This is a genomic window from Leisingera sp. UBA4491 (assembly GCF_002388965.1).
GTDB lineage: Bacteria > Pseudomonadota > Alphaproteobacteria > Rhodobacterales > Rhodobacteraceae > Leisingera > Leisingera aquaemixtae.
The window spans coordinates 37,847-54,173 of sequence record NZ_DGNN01000016.1 but is presented as its reverse complement, the minus strand read 5'-3'; the positions used below and the strand labels follow the sequence as shown (position 1 = coordinate 54,173).

The window sequence follows — 16,327 nt, the reverse complement described above, 5'->3', positions numbered from 1 at the left end:
ACCCTGCGCGCAACGCGGGGCGCCCGCAATCCGAATCCGGCACGAGAGATCATGAACGACATCCCCAGCGGCACCACCGGCGGCACCGGCCAATCCCAGTATCAGGTTCTGGCCCGCAAGTACCGGCCCGAGACCTTTGCCGATCTGGTGGGCCAGGACGCCATGGTGCGGACGCTGAAAAACGCCTTCGCCGCCGACCGCATCGCCCAGGCCTTCATCATGACCGGCATCCGCGGCACCGGCAAAACCACCACCGCGCGGATCATCGCCAAGGGCATGAACTGCGTCGGCGAGGACGGCCAGGGCGGCCCCACCACCGATCCTTGCGGCAAATGCGAGCACTGCACGGCGATCATGGAAGGCCGCCATGTGGACGTGATGGAGATGGACGCCGCCAGCCGCACCGGCGTCAACGACATCCGCGAGATCATCGACTCGGTGCAGTACCGCGCCGCCTCCGCCCGCTACAAGATCTACATCATCGACGAGGTCCACATGCTGTCGACCAGCGCATTTAACGCGCTGCTGAAGACGCTGGAGGAGCCGCCTGCGCATGTGAAGTTCATCTTCGCCACAACCGAAATCCGCAAGGTGCCGGTGACAGTGCTGTCCCGCTGCCAGCGCTTCGACCTGCGCCGGATCGAGCCGGAGGTGATGATTGCCCTCTTGCGCAAGATCGCAACGGCTGAGGGCGCCCAGATTGCCGACGACGCGCTGGCGCTCATCACCCGCGCCGCCGAGGGCTCTGCCCGCGATGCGACCTCGCTGTTGGATCAGGCGATTTCCCACGGCGCCGGCGAGACCACCGCCGATCAGGTCCGCGCCATGCTGGGCCTGGCCGACCGCGGCCGGGTGCTGGACCTGATGGACATGATCCTGCGTGGCGATGCGGCGGCGGCGCTGACCGAACTCAGCGCGCAATACGCCGAGGGCGCCGACCCGCTGGCGGTGCTGCGCGATCTGGCGGAGATCACCCATTGGGTGTCGGTCGTCAAAATCACCCCCGATGCGGCAGAAGACCCCACCGTCAGCCCGGATGAGCGTGCCCGCGGGCAGGCGATGGCCGGCGCGCTGCCGATGCGCGTCCTCACCCGCATGTGGCAAATGCTGCTGAAAGCGCTGGAGGAAGTCGCCGCCGCCCCGAACGCGATGATGGCGGCGGAAATGGCGGTGATCCGCATCACCCATGTGGCCGACCTCCCCTCGCCCGAGGAACTGATCCGCAAACTGCAGGACACCCCGCCCCCGCCGCTGCCGCCATCCGGGCCCGGCGGCGGTGCGCCGATGCAGGGCATGGGCGCTCCGGCGCTTGGCGGCACCGCGCCCGCCAGCGCCCAAGGCGGTCCGGCCGACGGCGCACCAATAGCCCGTGGCGGCGGCGGCACGGTGATGGCGCTGGCGCCGCAGGTCAGCTCCGCGCTGGCCCGCTACCCGAGTTTTGAGCATGTGGTCGAACTGATCCGCACCAACCGCGATGTGAAACTGCTGGTCGAGGTCGAAACCGGCGTGCGGCTGGTCTCTTACCAGCCTGGCCGGATCGAATTCACCCCTTCGGCACAGGCGCCGCGGGATCTGGCTGCCCGGCTTGGTTCCGCGCTGCAGAACTGGACCGGCGCCCGCTGGGTGGTCTCCATCGCGCCGGATGGCGACGCCCCCACCATTGCCGAAATCCGCGACGCCGCCGAGAACGCCCTGCGCGAGAAGGCCACCGCGCATCCGCTAGTGCAAGCGGTGCTGGAAAGCTTCCCCAAGGCCAAGATCACCCGCATCCGCACGCCGGAGGAACTGGCCGCCGAAGTTGCCGCCGACGCCCTGCCCGAGGTGGAGGATGAATGGGATCCGTTCGAGGAAGAGTAACGGTTTGCCTGACGGCCCTCTCGCTCACCTTGCCGGCGGCCGCCTTCGCCAACACCTGCTTTGCACCGGACGAAACCATCGACAGCGCGTGGGAAGTGCTTCTGCGGCTCTCGGTCAAGCCTGTTGCATTGACCCTTTTCGCCCTTGCCGGATTCGCGCTGTACAGCAGAAAGCGCCTGCCGTTTGCACTCGCGGGCGCGTTTTGGGGCGTTCTGGCATTCGTCATAGCCGTCGATAATCATGAGCTTTTCTTTGACGATAAGAACGTCCTCGGCATAATCCAGGACTGCACAGCCTCCCCCCACTTGTTCATTGCGCTCGCAATTGCGATATGTGCGGGCATGACTTACGGCGCCCTGCGCCCCCGCACTTAGGAGAACACAGATGCTTAAAGGCCTCGGCGGTCTTGGCGACATGGCCAAGATGATGAAATCGGCACAGGAACTGCAGACCAAGATGGCGCAGATGCAGGAAGACCTGCACAACGTCATGGTGACCGGCGAGGCCGGCGCAGGCCTGGTCAAGGCAACCGCGTCCGCCAAGGGCGACCTGAAAGGCTTGGACATCGACCCGTCGATCTTCAACGGCGACGACAAGGAAGTGGTCGAGGACCTGATCCTGGCCGCGATCAAGGACGCTCAGGCCAAAGCGGCCGAGAAAGCGCAGGAAGAGATGACCAAGCTGACCGAAAGCATGGGCTTGCCCAAGGACATCAAGCTGCCGTTCTAAGCGGCACAGATATCCCTTTGCAAAAGGCGGCCCGGCGACGACCCGGAGCCGCCTTTTCTTTTGCCTGTACAGGCCCGCCTCACCGCGTCTCCAGCCGGAACTTCAGGAACCGCTGCCCCTGGTACTGGACTTCCCCGGTCTGAACCGCGCCCAGCCGCGCCAGCGGGCGCATGTGGCGCCGCGTCGGCGGCAGCAGGAAGGTGACAAAGGGGATACGCGGATCCTGGCGGGCAAACGCCAGCGCCTTGCGGGCAATGGCCGGCCCCAGTCCAAAACAATCCGCCCGCAGCACCAGACCGAAATCCCACTCGGCTCCTTCTTTCTGAAACCCGCCCCAGCCGAGGTAATCCTCGCCGCGCAGAAACGCCCAATGGCCCAGCCCGTCGCGCCGCCAGCAGGATTCCTTCGCGGCCACGAAATCCCTGGCAGCGGCGGCGTCCCAGGCCCCTGTCAGCAGCGGCATATGCTCTGCCATCCGCAGGTCGCTCATATGGCGGGCAATCTCCTGCGGCGGCACCTCCGTCAGCCGGGCAAACCGCAGCTGCCGGACCCCGTTATCCTCCCGCGATACACCGTTTTCCATGCCGCCCCTCCCTCAGTCATGCCAGGGCATAGACCCGGCCCGCGGAAAAACAAACCCCGAACATTTTCCTGCCCGGCCCTTGCGCTTCCCTGCCCCGATCAGCCTATATGGCTGGGAAGAAAAGGGCCCGCGGCATGATCAAGAACTCCACCAGCGAAATCGAAGACCTGATTGCCCTGATGGCCAAGCTGCCGGGGCTGGGGCCGCGCTCGGCCCGGCGCGCGGTGCTGCATCTGATCCGCAAGCGGGCACTGCTGCTGACGCCCCTGGCCGACGTGATGAGCGAGGTGGCGGCAACGGCGCGCGAATGCCTCAACTGCGGCAATGCCGGCACCAGCGAGATCTGCCCGATCTGCACCGACGAACGGCGCGCCAACGGCGAGCTGTGCGTGGTCGAGGATGTCGCCGACCTCTGGGCGATGGAGCGCGCGGGCGTGTTCAAGGGCCGCTACCATGTGCTGGGCGGCACCCTGTCGGCGCTGGATGCGGTGGGGCCGGAGGATCTGCGCATTCCCCGGCTGGTGGACCGGGTCGCCACCGAAGGCGTCAGCGAGGTGATCCTGGCCTTGAATGCCACCATCGACGGCCAGACCACCGCCCATTACATCGCCGACCAGCTGCAGGGGCAGGTGAAACTGACCTCGCTGGCGCAAGGGGTGCCGATCGGCGGCGAGCTGGATTACCTGGACGACGGCACCATCTCCGCGGCTCTCAGCGCGCGCAAGGAAATCTGACGGCGCGGGAGCGTCCTGCCCGCAGCACCACGGCACTGCGGATCAGCCCACCCTTTAACGGAACAGCGCCTTGTACAGCTTTTCCTTGGTGAAGGGCTTGTCCAGCACCTGCACATCCGCAAGGTCCGGAAACCCGGCCGCCGCCGCGCTGATCGCAAAACCGCTCATCATCACAGCCATCAAGCCGGGCTGCGCCGCCCGCAGGCCCGCCAGCGTTTCCCAGCCGCCGCGCCCCGGCATGCTCATGTCGATCACCGCACCGTCAAACGGCCCCTTCGCGTCCAGCAGGGCCAGCGCCGCGTCATACCCGTCTGCCTGCGCCACCTCGCAGCCGCGCAGCTGCAGCAGCCCCGCCACCGCGCGGCGCACGGTGTCCTCGTCATCCACCACCAGAATCCGCCGCACCGCGGCAGCGCGCCCTGCCGCAGCCGGCGGCACCGCCGCCGCTGCCGCCGCACAAGCCGGGAAATAGCAGCGGATGACACTGCCCGCGCCTTCGCGGCTCTCCACCGACAGCCCGCCCTGATGGCGGCCGATGATGCCCAGCGCCACTGCCATGCCCAGGCCGCGGCCGCCGGGCTTGGTGGTATAGAACGGGTCAAAGATCCGGGTGAGCATGTCCGGCCCCATGCCGCCGCCGGTGTCGCTAACCTCCAGCAGCAGGCAGTCGCCCGCCGCCATCCTGCGCCCCTTCAGCAGCCGCCGCCGCTCAGCGGCGTCCAGGCAGGTGCGCCGGGTTTTTACCGTGATGGTGCCCGCGCCTGGGCCGATGGCCTCCGCGGCGTTCAGCACCAGGTTCAGCAGCAGCTCGCGCACCTCCTCCGGGTCCAGATGCGCCGCCTGCACGCCTTCGGCCAGATCCAGCACCACCGCCTTGCCCTTCCGGCACGCCAGGGGCACCAGCTCCATCGCCTCTTGCACGATAGCGTTGAGATCACAGGGCGCAGGCACCGGACCGCTGGCGCCCCTGACAAAGCCTGTCAGCTGCCGCACCAGCCCGGCTGAGGCCCGCAGGCCCTGCTCCACCGCCTGCAGATGCTGCTCCGCCGGATGCGCGGCCTCCAGATTCGCCATCGCCAGCTCAGCCCTGCCCTGCATCCAGGCCAGCAGGTTGTTGTACTCATGCGCGATGGCCCCCGCCAGCCGCCCCAGGCTCTCGGCCTTGTGCCGGACCAGCTGTGCCGCCGCCGCCTGCTGGCGCCGCTGCCGGGCGGCGCAGCGGCGCAGCTCCTGGCCGCAGCGGGCGGCAATCAGCGCCGTCAGATCCGGCTCCAGCGCCTCCGCCCCGATGCCGCGGTCATGCAGCAGCCCAAGCCATCCCGTCACCGCGCCGTCCGCATCCCGCAGCAGATAGCCAAAACAGAATTGCAGGGAACGAGCCCGGTTCTGCGGCTGTTGCGGCAGCGCCTGCCGCAGACCCTCGGGCAGCTGAACGGCCTCCCAGCCATTCGGCAGCCGCGCTCCGGCGGCATCATAGCGCACAGCCCGGCCTTCAGCCGCATCCGCCAGCCGCCCGCCGATGCAGCACGCCGCCACCCGGCCTCGGTCCGGCCTGCCCGCGCTGCATTCAGCAACAAAAGCCCCCCGCACCCGGAGCGCGCCCTGCAACACCTGTGCAATCTGCCGCACGGCCGTCCGCGGACAGCTGCTGCCCGGCCCCGCCGCCAGCGCCGCCAGGGCTGCCAGCCGCCGCAGGCCCGCAATCTCCGCGCCCAGCCGCGGTGCAAACTGCTGCATCACCGCCACCGCCTGCTGCGCCAAACCGTCGCCGATGTTTTCGCGCCAGGCTGCCTGCACCAGGCCGCAGGCCGCGCCGCCCGGGTCCTTCAGGGCCACCCCCGCATAGCTGCGCAGGCCTTCCTCGATGAACATCCCGCCGTCGGGATACAGCTCCGGCACCCGGCCAGGATGTACCTGCGGCGCAGCGCTCAGCACCACGTCGCGGCACGGCGCCCCGCGCATGGCGTATTCGAAATCCCCCAGCGGCAGCCCGTCGAAACTGCTGGCCAGCACCCTGATGCGCCGGCTCTCCCGGACCCTCAGCTCGCCGACGGTCACCAGATCCGCGCCCGTTCCCCGGGCCAGCTGCCCCGCAAATTCCTGGCAGAAATCCAGCCCGTGCAGGCCTGCCAGCGCCCCCAGATTCAAGCCGCAGCTGTCCCCCAGCTGCGGTACCCCCGATGCGTCCATATCCCGTACTCCTGCCATCCCCGTGCAGGCTGGCGTCCTGCACCGGCCCGCTGGCAACACTCGTTAACATTCGTCCCTGACACAGTGGGAAACCGCCCTTCTTGGCGAGGGCGCCCCCAGACTTCACTGACCGCAGGCAACCTGGAACACGATTGCCCCGCAACATCATGCTGCGCAAATCGGCGGCGCATAGTCAACATCTTGTAACTTAGAGACTCGATTCTAACAGAAAAAGCCGCAAATCCGGAGCACCGGATCTGCGGCTTTTTAATGATTTTCCCGAACCGGGGCGCGGAGCCCCCGCAGGATCAGAGACGGGAGTCTTCGTCCTCGTCCTCGTCGTCGCCGCCTGAGGGCAGGTTGAAGAAGCTGTCGGCGTCGCGGATATCCTCTTCCTTCTTCTCGTCCTCATCGGAGGAGCCGCCGCCCAGGGTGAAGGTCTCCAGCCCTTCGATGGCGCTCGGAATCTTTGGTTCCGCGTCCATTTCCAGCGACTGCTCGGTGGACACCAGCTTGCGGCGCTCGTCGTCGCTCATAACGCCGCCTTCGGCTGCTTTCTTGGCCGCCGCCTTCTGCACCGCGGCGTCCAGCTCGGACTGCTTGCACAGGCCCAGCGCCACCGGGTCGATCGGCTGCATGTTGGCGATGTTCCAGTGGGTCCGCTCGCGGATCGACTGGATGGTCGGCTTGGTGGTGCCCACCAGCTTGGCGATCTGACCGTCGCTCAGCTCCGGGTGGAACTTGACCAGCCACAGGATCGAGTTCGGGCGGTCCTGGCGCTTGGACAGCGGAGTATAGCGCGGGCCGCGGCGCTTTTCCTCGCCGGCCGCCGCCGGGTTGAACTTGAGCTTCAGCTTGTGCAGCGGGTTGCCTTGTGCCTTGTCGATCTCGTCCTGGGTCAGCTGGTTGTTGGCCACCGGGTCAAACCCCTTGACGCCCACCGCCACTTCACCGTCGGCGATGCCCTGGATCTCCAGCTCGTGCATGCCCACGAAATCGGCGATCTGCTTGAAGCTGATCGTGGTATTGTCCACCAGCCACACGGCGGTTGCCTTGGCCATCAACGGTTTTGCCATGTGCTCATCTCCTTAAAACACCTTGATCCCCGGATACATCTCTCCCGCCGCCTGAAAGGGCGTCCCCGGCTGGCGGGGCAGGTTTCCGTTGTCGGGGAACTTCTGCCCTATATAGTCAGCTTGATTTCATAAGGAAAGAGGCCAATGCGCAAGTTATTGCTGGGTTTGGCGGCTGTTTTGACCGGTTTTGCCGCCCTTGCGGCGGCAGAGGGCGAGCCGGCGGGAGAGTTCGACTATTACGTGCTGGCGCTCAGCTGGTCGCCGAACTGGTGCGCGCAGGAGGGCGACGCCAAAGGCGCGGACCAATGCGATGCCCGCCACGATCACGGATGGACCCTGCACGGGCTCTGGCCGCAGTACCACCGCGGCTGGCCCAGCTATTGCCGCACGGCTGAGGCGCCGCCGAGCCGCGCCATGAGCCGGGAGATGGCGGACATCATGGGCAGCGCGGGCCTGGCCTGGCATCAGTGGAAGAAACACGGCACCTGCTCGGGCCTCAGCGCGCGGGACTATTACGGCGCGATGCGCGCGGCTTATGCCGCTGTCACCCGCCCCGCCGTGTTCCGCAAGCTGGACAAACCCGTCAGCCTGCCCGCATCGGTGGTTGAAGATGCGTTTCTGAAGGAGAACCCCTCCCTGTCGCGCGACAGCCTGACCATCACCTGCCGGGACGGCGCCATCCAGGAGGCCCGCATCTGCCTGTCCAAAACGCTCTCCCCTGTCCCCTGCGGACGCGATGCGATCAAGGACTGCACTCTGAAAAACGCCCGCTTCGCGCCGGTACGCTGACCCTGCGTGCAGGCCAGGCAGGGGCGCTGCCCCTCTTGGCCTTTCGGCCAATTCACCCCGGAATATTTCGGCGAAAGATGAAGCTGGCGCCGCAGTGCTGCAGGGCACGCGGCCTGAGCCGCCGCCGTTTCATCTTTCCGCAAATACTCCCGCCGGAGGCCGGCGCCGCAAGGCGGCCTTCTTCTCGCGCAGCAGTAAAGGCGCTGTGAAGCGGACTTTGCCGCGTTTCGTGCTACAATAAACCCACGTGCCGCGCCCGGCCCTGCCTGAACGGCACTTCCGTTTTGGTCAGCGAGGAGGAGGAAGCGCATGGCAAAGACAATCGGTAACCCGCTCAGCTGGCTTCTGCAGGGTGCAGAAACCACCGGGCACCATATCAGTGAAACTGTTGGCGAAATGGGCAGCGAGGGCGTCCGGGACCTGCCCCAGGCACGCGACCTGAGCATGGATGACATCATCCATTCTTTGGCCGCGGGTCTGGAGGACTTTGCCGCCTGCCGCAGCGACGCGATGTTCCTGGTGCTGTTTTATCCGCTCATCGGCATCGCGCTGATCGTGATGAGCCTGTCGATGAACTTGCTGCCGCTGATCGTGCCCATGATCATGGGCTTTGCGATCCTCGGTCCGGTCGCAGCAATCGGCCTCTATGAAATGTCCAAGCGCCGCGAAGAAGGTTTGGAGCCACGCTGGGTGGATGCCTTCAGCGTCATCCGTTCACCGGCCTTTGGCGCCATTTTGGTGCTGGGGCTGTATCTGGCGGCGCTGTTCGTCATCTGGCTGGTGGCGGCGGACATGATCTACAGCCGCACCCTGGGGCCGGAGCCGCCGGCCTCGATCGCAAGCTTCGCCACCGACGTGCTGACCACCCGCGCAGGCTGGATCATGGCCATTGCAGGGGGAGTTGTAGGCGCAGTGTTTGCCTTTGCCGCACTGGCGATGAGCATCGTGTCCTTCCCGCTGCTGCTGGACCGCCACGTGGGCCTGCCGGTGGCGGTGGCCACTTCGATCAGGGTGATGCGCAAGAACCCCGTGGTCTGCATGACCTGGGGCGCGCTTGTCGGATCCGCGCTGGTAATCGGCGCGATCCCGTTCCTGGCCGGGCTGATCATCGTGGTGCCGGTGCTGGGCCATGCCACCTGGCACCTGTACCGGCGCGCCGTGCAGTAGCTGCTGCCGCGCAACAAAAAGGGCCGGCGGATCTGCCGGCCCTTTCGCGTGCCCCCAAGGCATCACCCGGCTTTCAAAACGATCTTGCCGATATGGCCGGAGCTTTCCATCCGGGCGTGCGCCGCGGCCGCGTCCTCCAGCGCAAACTCGCTGTCCATCACCGGCGCCACCTTGCCAGCCTCAATGAGCGGCCAGACCGCCTCGCGCAGATCCTGCGCAATCCGCGCCTTGGCCAGGTCGCTTTGCGGCCTGAGCGTCGAGCCGGTCAGCGTCAGCCGCTTCACCATCATCAGGGCAAAGTTCAGCTCCACCTTCGGCCCTTGCAGAAAGGCAATCTGCACCAGCCGCCCGTCCTCGGCCATGGCCTTGACGTTGCGCGGAATGTAATCGCCGCCGACCATGTCCAGCACCAGATCGGCACCGCCCGCGCTTTGCATCACCTTGACGAAATCCTCGTCGCGGTAGTTGATCGCGCGCTCGGCGCCCAGGTCCAGGCAGGCCTGGCACTTTTCATCCGAACCGGCCGTGGCAAACACCCGCGCCCCGAACTCCCGCGCCAGCTGGATCGCGGTGGTGCCGATCCCGGACGAGCCGCCATGCACCAGGAACCGCTCGCCCGCCTTCAGGCCGCCGCGGGTGAAGACATTGGACCAGACGGTAAAGAAGGTCTCCGGCAGGCAGGCCGCCCGTTTCAGGTCCAGCCCCTCCGGGACGGCCAGGCAATGCGCCGCAGGCGTCGCCACATATTCCGCATATCCGCCGCCGGGCAGCAGCGCACAGACCTGATCGCCTTCGCTGATACCGCTAACGCCCGCGCCCACGGCCACCACCTCGCCCGAGGCTTCCAGCCCCGGCAGGTCGCTGGCGCCCTTGGGCGGATCATAGGCGCCCGCGCGCTGCAGCGCGTCGGGGCGGTTCACCCCGGCATAGGCCACCTTGATCACCACCTCGCCATGCCCCGCCTGCGGCACCGGGCGTTCACACAGCTGCAGCACCTCCGGTCCTCCGGGCTTGCTGATCTCCACGGCGCGCATCATCTCTGTCATCGGAAATATCCTCCTGATCCTTGCCCCTTGCCTAGCACCCGCCCGGGCATGCGCAAACAGCAAAGGCGCCGCAGCCGGCGCGCTTTGCGGACAGGTCCGTCCGGCCAGTCAACCTGTGTCCGGCTCAGCGCCGCGGGGTCAGCGACCCCGGCAGATCATCACGGTCTTTCGGCGGCTTGATCTGCTCCGCCAGCCAGTTCGGCCCCACCAGGAACGGCTTCAGCAGCGGGTTCTTCTGCAGCCCCGCTTTAAGCTTCTCGAAATCCATCACATTGTCGATGCGCCGGTCCAGGAAATCCCAGGTTGCCTGGTGGTTCAGGCTGTCGTCGCCCAGCCAGTAGAGCACCGTGGCGGAATAGACCCCGGCCAGCGAGGCGCGCTTGGTGTACCAGTTCAGATCGTCCGAGCCGTCGCCCAGCGCCTCCCAGATCAGGTCGCAGGTGTTCCAGATCGCCTTGACCCCGTCGCCGGCATACTGCGGCAGCGTCAGCAGCGTGGTGCCGCGGCGCACCGCCTCCTTGTCGTCAACCGCCTCCAGCCTGAAGCGCACCGCCGCCGCCACCTTGTCACGGAACCGCAGGCCGGACAGATCCTCGGCCTCCAGCCGTTCCAGCATCCGCGAATCGCCGCGCGCGTGATAGGCCAGCGCCAGATCCACTCCGCCGCGCGGGCAGACCGCATGGGCCAGCACCTCCGGCACATCCGCGTCCTGGCAGGCGGCGCGGAACGTCACCTCCGTCCAGCCGTCAAACGGCACATGCAACAGTGCCGCATCCAGCAGTTTTTCCCTGATATCGCCCTGCGCGTGATCCTGGTCTTCGGTCATCTCACCCTCCAGCTGGCAGTGTTCTGACACCCTACTAGACAAAATAAGCGCGCTTTGCTATACGGCCACTTCCTGCAAATCCTTGCAACTCAACTTAGAAAGGTGGTGAAAACCACATGCAGGTTAGTGTTCGCGACAACAACGTCGATCAGGCGCTTCGTGCCCTGAAGAAAAAGCTGCAGCGTGAAGGCGTCTTCCGCGAAATGAAGCTCAAGCAACATTTCGAGAAGCCGTCCGAGAAAAAAGCGCGCGAGAAAGCTGAAGCGATCCGCCGTGCCCGTAAACTGGCACGCAAGAAAGCCCAGCGCGAAGGTCTGCTGTAAGCATACCTTGCTCTCCAGCTTTGGACAGCACTACGGCGGTCCCCGGACCTGCCGGAACATAAGATCAGACGACCCCCGCGGCCCCGCCCGGGGGTTTGTCATTTGTACCGGCTGCACGCACGGCCCGCGCAATTTGCAGCACACGCAAAAATCGTGAGATATTTTGAATTACATCTTTAGGGTGTATTTCTTCTTTCCGTTCTGCTATACAGGGACTGCGGCCGGGCAAGTCTGATGCGTTTCCCTAACTTTGCTCCCGCCGCCCGGGCCTGGAACACCCGGAACTCTGAAACCCGGGGCAGGCTGCGTCCCCCCCTTAATACCGGCGCCCGTCTTGGTCCCTGCAAACAAGGCACGCCTCTCCGGGTTTCCATAGATGCCGGGCGCCGCCAGCTTCCCCCGCCGGCGCCCGGCCTTCCTGTTCCCTCCGCTGGAAAATCCCCCTCTGCTCGGCCGCCTGGCAGCCATAGGCCGAATCCCTTTCCGCACCCTGCCCCTCCCCGCCCCCGTCCGGCGGCGGGATGGCGCCTGTGGCGGATGCGGACCGCTGGCCAGTGCTTCGCGCGCAGGTTTCCGCGTATCGCGCCCCACGCTTCGGGCAGAGCTTTGCCGCAAACCCGCCTCTGCCCCCTGCCGCCCTTTCAGGCCTCTGGTTTTCCGTTAACCGGTTGGCGCACCGCCGCACAGCCGGCACACTCACGGAGCAGTACACGATGTCACAGGCAAGCGAACTCGAGCGCCAGATGCTCGACCTGATCAACGCTGAGCGCACTTCGCGCGGGCTCAATCCAGTGCAGCTGGAGCTGCGCCTCAACGATTCGTCGGAAGACCACAGCGAGTGGATGCTGCAGCAGGATGTGTTCTCCCACACCGGCGCTGGCGGCTCCAGCGCGGGCGACCGGATGAAGGACGCAGGCTTTGTCTTTTCCGGCAGCTGGACCTGGGCCGAAAACATCGCCTGGCAAAGCGAGCGCGGCGCCGCCGGTCTCGCCGATGACGTTGTCGACCTGCACAATTCGCTGATGAACAGCCCCGGCCACCGCGCCAACATCCTGAATGGCAATGTCGAGGTGATCGGCATCGGCATCGAGCAGGGCAGCTTCAACGGCTGGGACGCCGTCATGGTCACCCAGAACTTCGCCAAGACCAGCGCGCCGCTGCAGCTCGACAGCGGCAATTCCGGCGGCGGGTCCGGCGGCAGCACCGGCACCGGCGCCACCGCCGGCGATGACATCCTGACCCTCAGCAGCGCAGGCAGCCTGGACGGTCTGGGCGGCAATGACACCCTGACCGGCAGCGGCGGCCGCGACAGCCTCAGCGGCAACGACGGCCGCGACAAGCTGCTTGGCCGGGCCGGCAGCGACGGCCTGGACGGCGGTGCCGGCAACGACGTTCTGCGCGGCGGCGGCGGCGCGGACGACCTGAACGGCGGCGGCGGCAGGGACAAGCTGATTGGCGGCAGCGGCTCCGACACTCTGGACGGCGGTTCGGGCAATGACCGGCTGACCGGCAAAAGCGGCGCTGACATCTTTGTCTTCAGCAGCGGCAACGACACGGTCACCGATTTCAACCCGAATGCCAGCGGCGAGCGCATCGACCTGGGCGCGGCGGATGGCATCACCAGCTACTCCGACCTGATGAACAGCCACGCCAAACAGACTGCAAACGGCCTGCTGATCACCGACACCGGCGGCGACAGCATGCTGCTGGCAGGCATCACCTCCCAAGACCTCAGCGCAGGCGACTTCCTGTTCTGATCCCCACCGGGCAAACCGCGAAAGGGCGCGCTGCGGCGCGCCCTTTTTCATGTGCGGGCTGCGGCGCCCGGGGCTTCAAGCCTCAATAGATTTTCGGCACGTACAGCTCATCCGGCAGCACCTGGCGCTCGTAATCCGGATTGTACTTGCGGTCCGGCAGCACCACCTTCTCGCCCGGCACCTCCTCATAAGGGATCTTGGTCAGCAGGTGCTCGATGCAGTTCAGCCGCTCGCGCTTCTTGTCGTTGCCCTCGACGATATACCAGGGCGCCTCGGGGATGTTGGTGCGCTTGAACATCTCCTCCTTGGCCTTGGTGTACTGCTCCCAGCGGATCCGGCTCTCCAGATCCATCGGCGACAGCTTCCACTGTTTCATCGGGTCGTGAATGCGCATCATGAACCGCAGCTGCTGCTCCTCGTCGGTGATCGAGAACCAGTATTTCAGCAGGATGACGCCCGACCGCACCAGCATCCTCTCGAATTCTGGAACGTCCTGAAAGAACTGCTCGACCTGGTCGTCGCTGGCAAAGCCCATCACCCGCTCGACGCCCGCGCGGTTGTACCAGGAGCGGTCGAACAGCACGATCTCGCCGCCCGCAGGCAGATGCGGCACGTAGCGCTGGAAATACCATTGGCTCTGCTCGCGGCGGTTCGGGGCCGGCAGCGCCACCACCCGCGCCACCCGCGGGTCCAGCCGCTGGGTGATCCGCTTGATCACCCCGCCCTTGCCGGCCGCATCGCGGCCCTCGAACAGAATGCAGACCTTGGCGCCGGTGTGCTGCACCCAGTCCTGCACCTTGATCAGCTCCGCCTGCAGCCGCAGGAGGTTACGGAAATAGACCTGCCGGTCGAGCATCTCCGGGTGCTGCTCACGATAAATCTTGCGGATCTCCTGGCTCAGCATCGGCTCGGAGAACTCGATCTCGATATCCTCGTCCAGCGTGTCCTGCAGCTCCGCTTCCAGCCAGTCCAGGGATGCGGTTTCAAATTCGCGGGTCACGGGCAGGGTTCCTTCCTTGTCAGGTGGTGCAAACGCCGCCTTTTACCGGCAGCATGTGAATGTTTGATGTCATCCCGCCGGAACAGCCGCGGAATACCTGGCTGCGCGCAACGGAAAACCATCTGCCGGCTGCGCCCCCGGACCGGAGACCGCGTGCCGGCAGCTTCCTTTAAGGCAACCGGAAATTCCGTCCGGATTCAAGCCCAAAGCCCAGGCGCGCCCGCGCAACCGGCTGGAACAGCTACTGCCGCCGTCCACCGCTGGCGCGGATGGCGCGCTGGGGGTGCACAGAGGGTGTACAGGAGGTGCACGCAAATCACCCCCGCCAGCGCCTCAGACCGGCAGTGCCGTGGTCTTGAACACGGTGCGCAGCGCAAAGCTCGACTGCATCTGCGCCACCCCTGGCAGGCGCGCCAGATGCTGGCGGTGGATGCGGGCGAAATCCTCGGTGTTTTCCGCCACCACCTTCAGGATGTAATCCGCCGTCCCCGCCATCAGATGGCACTCCAGCACATCCGGGATTCTGGACACCGCCTTTTCAAACGCGTCCAGCACCTCATCCGCCTGGCCAGACAGGGTGATCTCGACAAACACCGTCGACGGCACATTCATCTTGCGCGCATCCAGCAGCGCGACATAATCGCGGATATACCCCTCCGCCTCCAGCCGCTGCACCCGCCGGTGGCAGGCCGAAGCAGACAGGTTCACCCGCTCCGACAGGTCCGCGTTGGAGATGCGTCCCTGCTTTTGAAGTACCGAGAGTATGCGACGATCTGTTTCGTCCAGCGGCATTATGCGAAGATCCTTGCTGTGTTCGGCCATATTACGCGAAGAATCTTCGAAAGGCATGTTTTTAATCCGCCCAAAAAAGCAGCACATTCCGGGCTGCCTGCGGCATTATGACCGCAGAGAGTTTTGAGGAGATACTCAGATGAAAATCGGCTGCCCCACCGAAATCAAACCGCAGGAATTCCGCGTCGGCATGACCCCGGACGCCGCCCGCGAGGCCGTCCTGCGCGGCCATGAGGTTGTGATCCAGCAAGGCGCAGGCCTGGGCGCAGGCTTCACCGACGAGGATTATGTCTCTGCCGGTGCGGCGATCCTGGACACCGCCGAGGAAATCTTTGCCACCGCCGACATGATCGTCAAGGTGAAGGAGCCGCAGGCGGTTGAGCGCAAGATGCTGCGCGAAAACCAGCTGCTGTTCACTTACCTGCACCTGGCACCCGATCCGGAGCAGACCAAGGACCTGCTGGAAAGCGGCTGTACTGCAATTGCTTACGAGACCGTCACCGACGACCGCGGCGGCCTGCCGCTGCTGGCGCCGATGTCGGAAGTGGCCGGCCGCCTGGCCCCGCAGGTTGGCGCCTATACCCTGCAAAAGGCCAACGGCGGCCGCGGCGTGCTGATGGGCGGCGTCCCCGGTGTGGCCCCGGCCAAGGTTGTGGTGATCGGCGGCGGCGTCGTCGGCACCCACGCAGCCAAGATTGCGGCCGGCATGGGCGCGGATGTCACCATCCTCGACCGCTCGCTGACCCGCCTGAAGTACCTGGATGACGTCTTCGGCCGCTCCTTCAAGAACCAGTACTCCACCGCCGGCGCCACTGCCGAGCTGGTCCGCGACGCCGATATGGTGATCGGTGCGGTTCTGGTTCCCGGTGCGGCTGCGCCGAAACTGGTGTCCCGCGCACAGCTGTCCGAGATGAAGCCGGGCGCGGTTCTGGTGGACGTTGCCATCGACCAGGGCGGCTGCTTCGAGACCTCCAAGGCGACCACCCACGCCGACCCGATCTATGAGGTCGACGGCATCATGCACTACTGCGTGGCCAACATGCCGGGCGCCGTGGCGCGCACCTCGACCCAGGCCCTGGGCAATGCGACCCTGCCCTTCATGCTGAACCTGGCCAACAAGGGCTGGCGCCAGGCGTGCGAGGACGACCCGCATCTGCTGAACGGCCTGAACGTGCACGCTGGCCAGCTGACCTACTACGCGGTCGGCGAAGCCCTGGGTCTGGACGTGCTGTCGCCGAAACTGGCGCTGAAGCAGTAAGGCCTAGGCCCGCAAGCACTGTGAAAATGGGAAAGCCCCGCCCAACCGGCGGGGCTTTTGCTTATCTGGACGTCCAGCGCGTCACCCGCAGGCAGCCGTGCACCCGGCCCAGCCGCTGTTCACCTATTGGAGACAATCGGTAAAATCTGTTCCCGGCTGAGCGGTTTTTAGCCCCCGCAAATTTTGTTAAAAATAAGGCG

General features: G+C 65.8%; 16 protein-coding genes. 9 read left to right on the top strand and 7 right to left on the bottom strand.

The features are described 5' to 3' along the window. The first annotated feature begins 51 nt into the window (after window positions 1–51). Genes B2P87_RS08080 through B2P87_RS08070 form a run of 3 tightly spaced genes read left to right on the top strand, consistent with a single transcriptional unit; the run spans window position 52 to window position 2,586 of the window. Complete coding sequence (locus tag B2P87_RS08080; protein WP_141891165.1) at window positions 52–1,857, top strand: DNA polymerase III subunit gamma/tau; 1,806 nt, start codon at window positions 52–54, stop codon at window positions 1,855–1,857. Next, window positions 1,833–2,231, top strand: a complete 399-nt coding sequence (locus B2P87_RS08075; protein WP_141891166.1) for a hypothetical protein — start codon at window positions 1,833–1,835, stop codon at window positions 2,229–2,231. Before B2P87_RS08080 ends, B2P87_RS08075 begins: the two co-directional genes overlap by 25 nt. 10 nt (window positions 2,232–2,241) lie before the next feature. Next, window positions 2,242–2,586, top strand: a complete 345-nt coding sequence (locus B2P87_RS08070; protein ID WP_008556296.1) for a YbaB/EbfC family nucleoid-associated protein — start codon at window positions 2,242–2,244, stop codon at window positions 2,584–2,586. Between the two features lie 79 nt (window positions 2,587–2,665). Here B2P87_RS08070 and B2P87_RS08065 read toward each other — a convergent pair whose 3' ends face one another. Then, window positions 2,666–3,169, bottom strand: a complete 504-nt coding sequence (locus B2P87_RS08065) for a GNAT family N-acetyltransferase (RefSeq protein ID WP_141891167.1) — start codon at window positions 3,167–3,169, stop codon at window positions 2,666–2,668. Between the two features lie 134 nt (window positions 3,170–3,303). Here B2P87_RS08065 and recR point away from each other — a divergent pair, with 134 nt between their 5' ends. After that, window positions 3,304–3,903, top strand: coding sequence for a recombination mediator RecR (gene recR, locus B2P87_RS08060; protein WP_058285067.1), 600 nt, complete (start codon window positions 3,304–3,306; stop codon window positions 3,901–3,903). Between the two features lie 54 nt (window positions 3,904–3,957). Here recR and B2P87_RS08055 read toward each other — a convergent pair whose 3' ends face one another. Together B2P87_RS08055 and B2P87_RS08050 are read right to left on the bottom strand one after the other, a co-directional pair. Next, complete coding sequence (locus B2P87_RS08055) at window positions 3,958–6,093, bottom strand: ATP-binding protein (protein WP_141891168.1); 2,136 nt, start codon at window positions 6,091–6,093, stop codon at window positions 3,958–3,960. Window positions 6,094–6,401: 308 nt separating this feature from the next. Further along, window positions 6,402–7,169, bottom strand: a complete 768-nt coding sequence (locus B2P87_RS08050; RefSeq protein WP_141891169.1) for a DUF1013 domain-containing protein — start codon at window positions 7,167–7,169, stop codon at window positions 6,402–6,404. 144 nt (window positions 7,170–7,313) lie between these two features. On the opposite strand from B2P87_RS08050, the gene B2P87_RS08045 reads away from it, so the two are divergent. Together B2P87_RS08045 and B2P87_RS08040 are read left to right on the top strand one after the other, a co-directional pair. Beyond that, window positions 7,314–7,958, top strand: a complete 645-nt coding sequence (locus B2P87_RS08045) for a ribonuclease T2 family protein (protein WP_058285064.1) — start codon at window positions 7,314–7,316, stop codon at window positions 7,956–7,958. A 309-nt stretch (window positions 7,959–8,267) separates the two neighbouring features. Continuing rightward, the gene (locus B2P87_RS08040; RefSeq protein ID WP_141891170.1) at window positions 8,268–9,125 is read left to right on the top strand and encodes a DUF2189 domain-containing protein; all 858 of its coding nucleotides are present in this window, start codon (window positions 8,268–8,270) and stop codon (window positions 9,123–9,125) included. A gap of 62 nt (window positions 9,126–9,187) precedes the next feature. Here B2P87_RS08040 and B2P87_RS08035 read toward each other — a convergent pair whose 3' ends face one another. Both B2P87_RS08035 and B2P87_RS08030 read right to left on the bottom strand, forming a co-directional pair. Next, window positions 9,188–10,171, bottom strand: coding sequence for an NAD(P)H-quinone oxidoreductase (locus B2P87_RS08035; protein ID WP_141891171.1), 984 nt, complete (start codon window positions 10,169–10,171; stop codon window positions 9,188–9,190). A 124-nt stretch (window positions 10,172–10,295) separates the two neighbouring features. Continuing rightward, window positions 10,296–10,997, bottom strand: coding sequence for a COQ9 family protein (locus B2P87_RS08030; protein ID WP_141891172.1), 702 nt, complete (start codon window positions 10,995–10,997; stop codon window positions 10,296–10,298). Window positions 10,998–11,113: 116 nt separating this feature from the next. Here B2P87_RS08030 and rpsU point away from each other — a divergent pair, with 116 nt between their 5' ends. Both rpsU and B2P87_RS08020 read left to right on the top strand, forming a co-directional pair. Continuing rightward, the gene (gene rpsU, locus B2P87_RS08025; protein WP_005614280.1) at window positions 11,114–11,320 is read left to right on the top strand and encodes a 30S ribosomal protein S21; all 207 of its coding nucleotides are present in this window, start codon (window positions 11,114–11,116) and stop codon (window positions 11,318–11,320) included. A 713-nt stretch (window positions 11,321–12,033) separates the two neighbouring features. Continuing rightward, window positions 12,034–13,077 (top strand): CAP domain-containing protein, encoded by a 1,044-nt coding sequence (locus B2P87_RS08020; protein ID WP_141891173.1) that lies wholly within the window; start codon window positions 12,034–12,036, stop codon window positions 13,075–13,077. 82 nt (window positions 13,078–13,159) lie between these two features. On the opposite strand, the gene ppk2 is transcribed toward B2P87_RS08020, so the two are convergent. Continuing rightward, the gene (gene ppk2 / locus B2P87_RS08015; RefSeq protein WP_058285059.1) at window positions 13,160–14,077 is read right to left on the bottom strand and encodes a polyphosphate kinase 2; all 918 of its coding nucleotides are present in this window, start codon (window positions 14,075–14,077) and stop codon (window positions 13,160–13,162) included. A 333-nt stretch (window positions 14,078–14,410) separates the two neighbouring features. Then, window positions 14,411–14,869 carry an Lrp/AsnC family transcriptional regulator gene (locus B2P87_RS08010; protein ID WP_058285058.1) on the bottom strand — a complete coding sequence of 153 codons (459 nt, stop codon included), beginning with the start codon at window positions 14,867–14,869 and terminating at the stop codon, window positions 14,411–14,413. Between the two features lie 139 nt (window positions 14,870–15,008). On the opposite strand from B2P87_RS08010, the gene ald reads away from it, so the two are divergent. Then, the gene (ald, locus tag B2P87_RS08005) at window positions 15,009–16,127 is read left to right on the top strand and encodes an alanine dehydrogenase (RefSeq protein ID WP_058285057.1); all 1,119 of its coding nucleotides are present in this window, start codon (window positions 15,009–15,011) and stop codon (window positions 16,125–16,127) included. The last annotated feature ends 200 nt before the right edge of the window (window positions 16,128–16,327 follow it).

Coding starts and splice junctions, on each gene's coding strand:
- B2P87_RS08080 (WP_141891165.1), top strand. CDS start 52: ATGAACGACATCCCCAGCGGCACCACCGGCGGCACCGGCCAATCCCAG.
- B2P87_RS08075 (WP_141891166.1), top strand. CDS start 1,833: ATGGGATCCGTTCGAGGAAGAGTAACGGTTTGCCTGACGGCCCTCTCG.
- B2P87_RS08070 (WP_008556296.1), top strand. CDS start 2,242: ATGCTTAAAGGCCTCGGCGGTCTTGGCGACATGGCCAAGATGATGAAA.
- B2P87_RS08065 (WP_141891167.1), bottom strand. CDS start 3,169: ATGGAAAACGGTGTATCGCGGGAGGATAACGGGGTCCGGCAGCTGCGG.
- recR (WP_058285067.1), top strand. CDS start 3,304: ATGATCAAGAACTCCACCAGCGAAATCGAAGACCTGATTGCCCTGATG.
- B2P87_RS08055 (WP_141891168.1), bottom strand. CDS start 6,093: ATGGACGCATCGGGGGTACCGCAGCTGGGGGACAGCTGCGGCTTGAAT.
- B2P87_RS08050 (WP_141891169.1), bottom strand. CDS start 7,169: ATGGCAAAACCGTTGATGGCCAAGGCAACCGCCGTGTGGCTGGTGGAC.
- B2P87_RS08045 (WP_058285064.1), top strand. CDS start 7,314: ATGCGCAAGTTATTGCTGGGTTTGGCGGCTGTTTTGACCGGTTTTGCC.
- B2P87_RS08040 (WP_141891170.1), top strand. CDS start 8,268: ATGGCAAAGACAATCGGTAACCCGCTCAGCTGGCTTCTGCAGGGTGCA.
- B2P87_RS08035 (WP_141891171.1), bottom strand. CDS start 10,171: ATGACAGAGATGATGCGCGCCGTGGAGATCAGCAAGCCCGGAGGACCG.
- B2P87_RS08030 (WP_141891172.1), bottom strand. CDS start 10,997: ATGACCGAAGACCAGGATCACGCGCAGGGCGATATCAGGGAAAAACTG.
- rpsU (WP_005614280.1), top strand. CDS start 11,114: ATGCAGGTTAGTGTTCGCGACAACAACGTCGATCAGGCGCTTCGTGCC.
- B2P87_RS08020 (WP_141891173.1), top strand. CDS start 12,034: ATGTCACAGGCAAGCGAACTCGAGCGCCAGATGCTCGACCTGATCAAC.
- B2P87_RS08010 (WP_058285058.1), bottom strand. CDS start 14,869: ATGCCGCTGGACGAAACAGATCGTCGCATACTCTCGGTACTTCAAAAG.
- ald (WP_058285057.1), top strand. CDS start 15,009: ATGAAAATCGGCTGCCCCACCGAAATCAAACCGCAGGAATTCCGCGTC.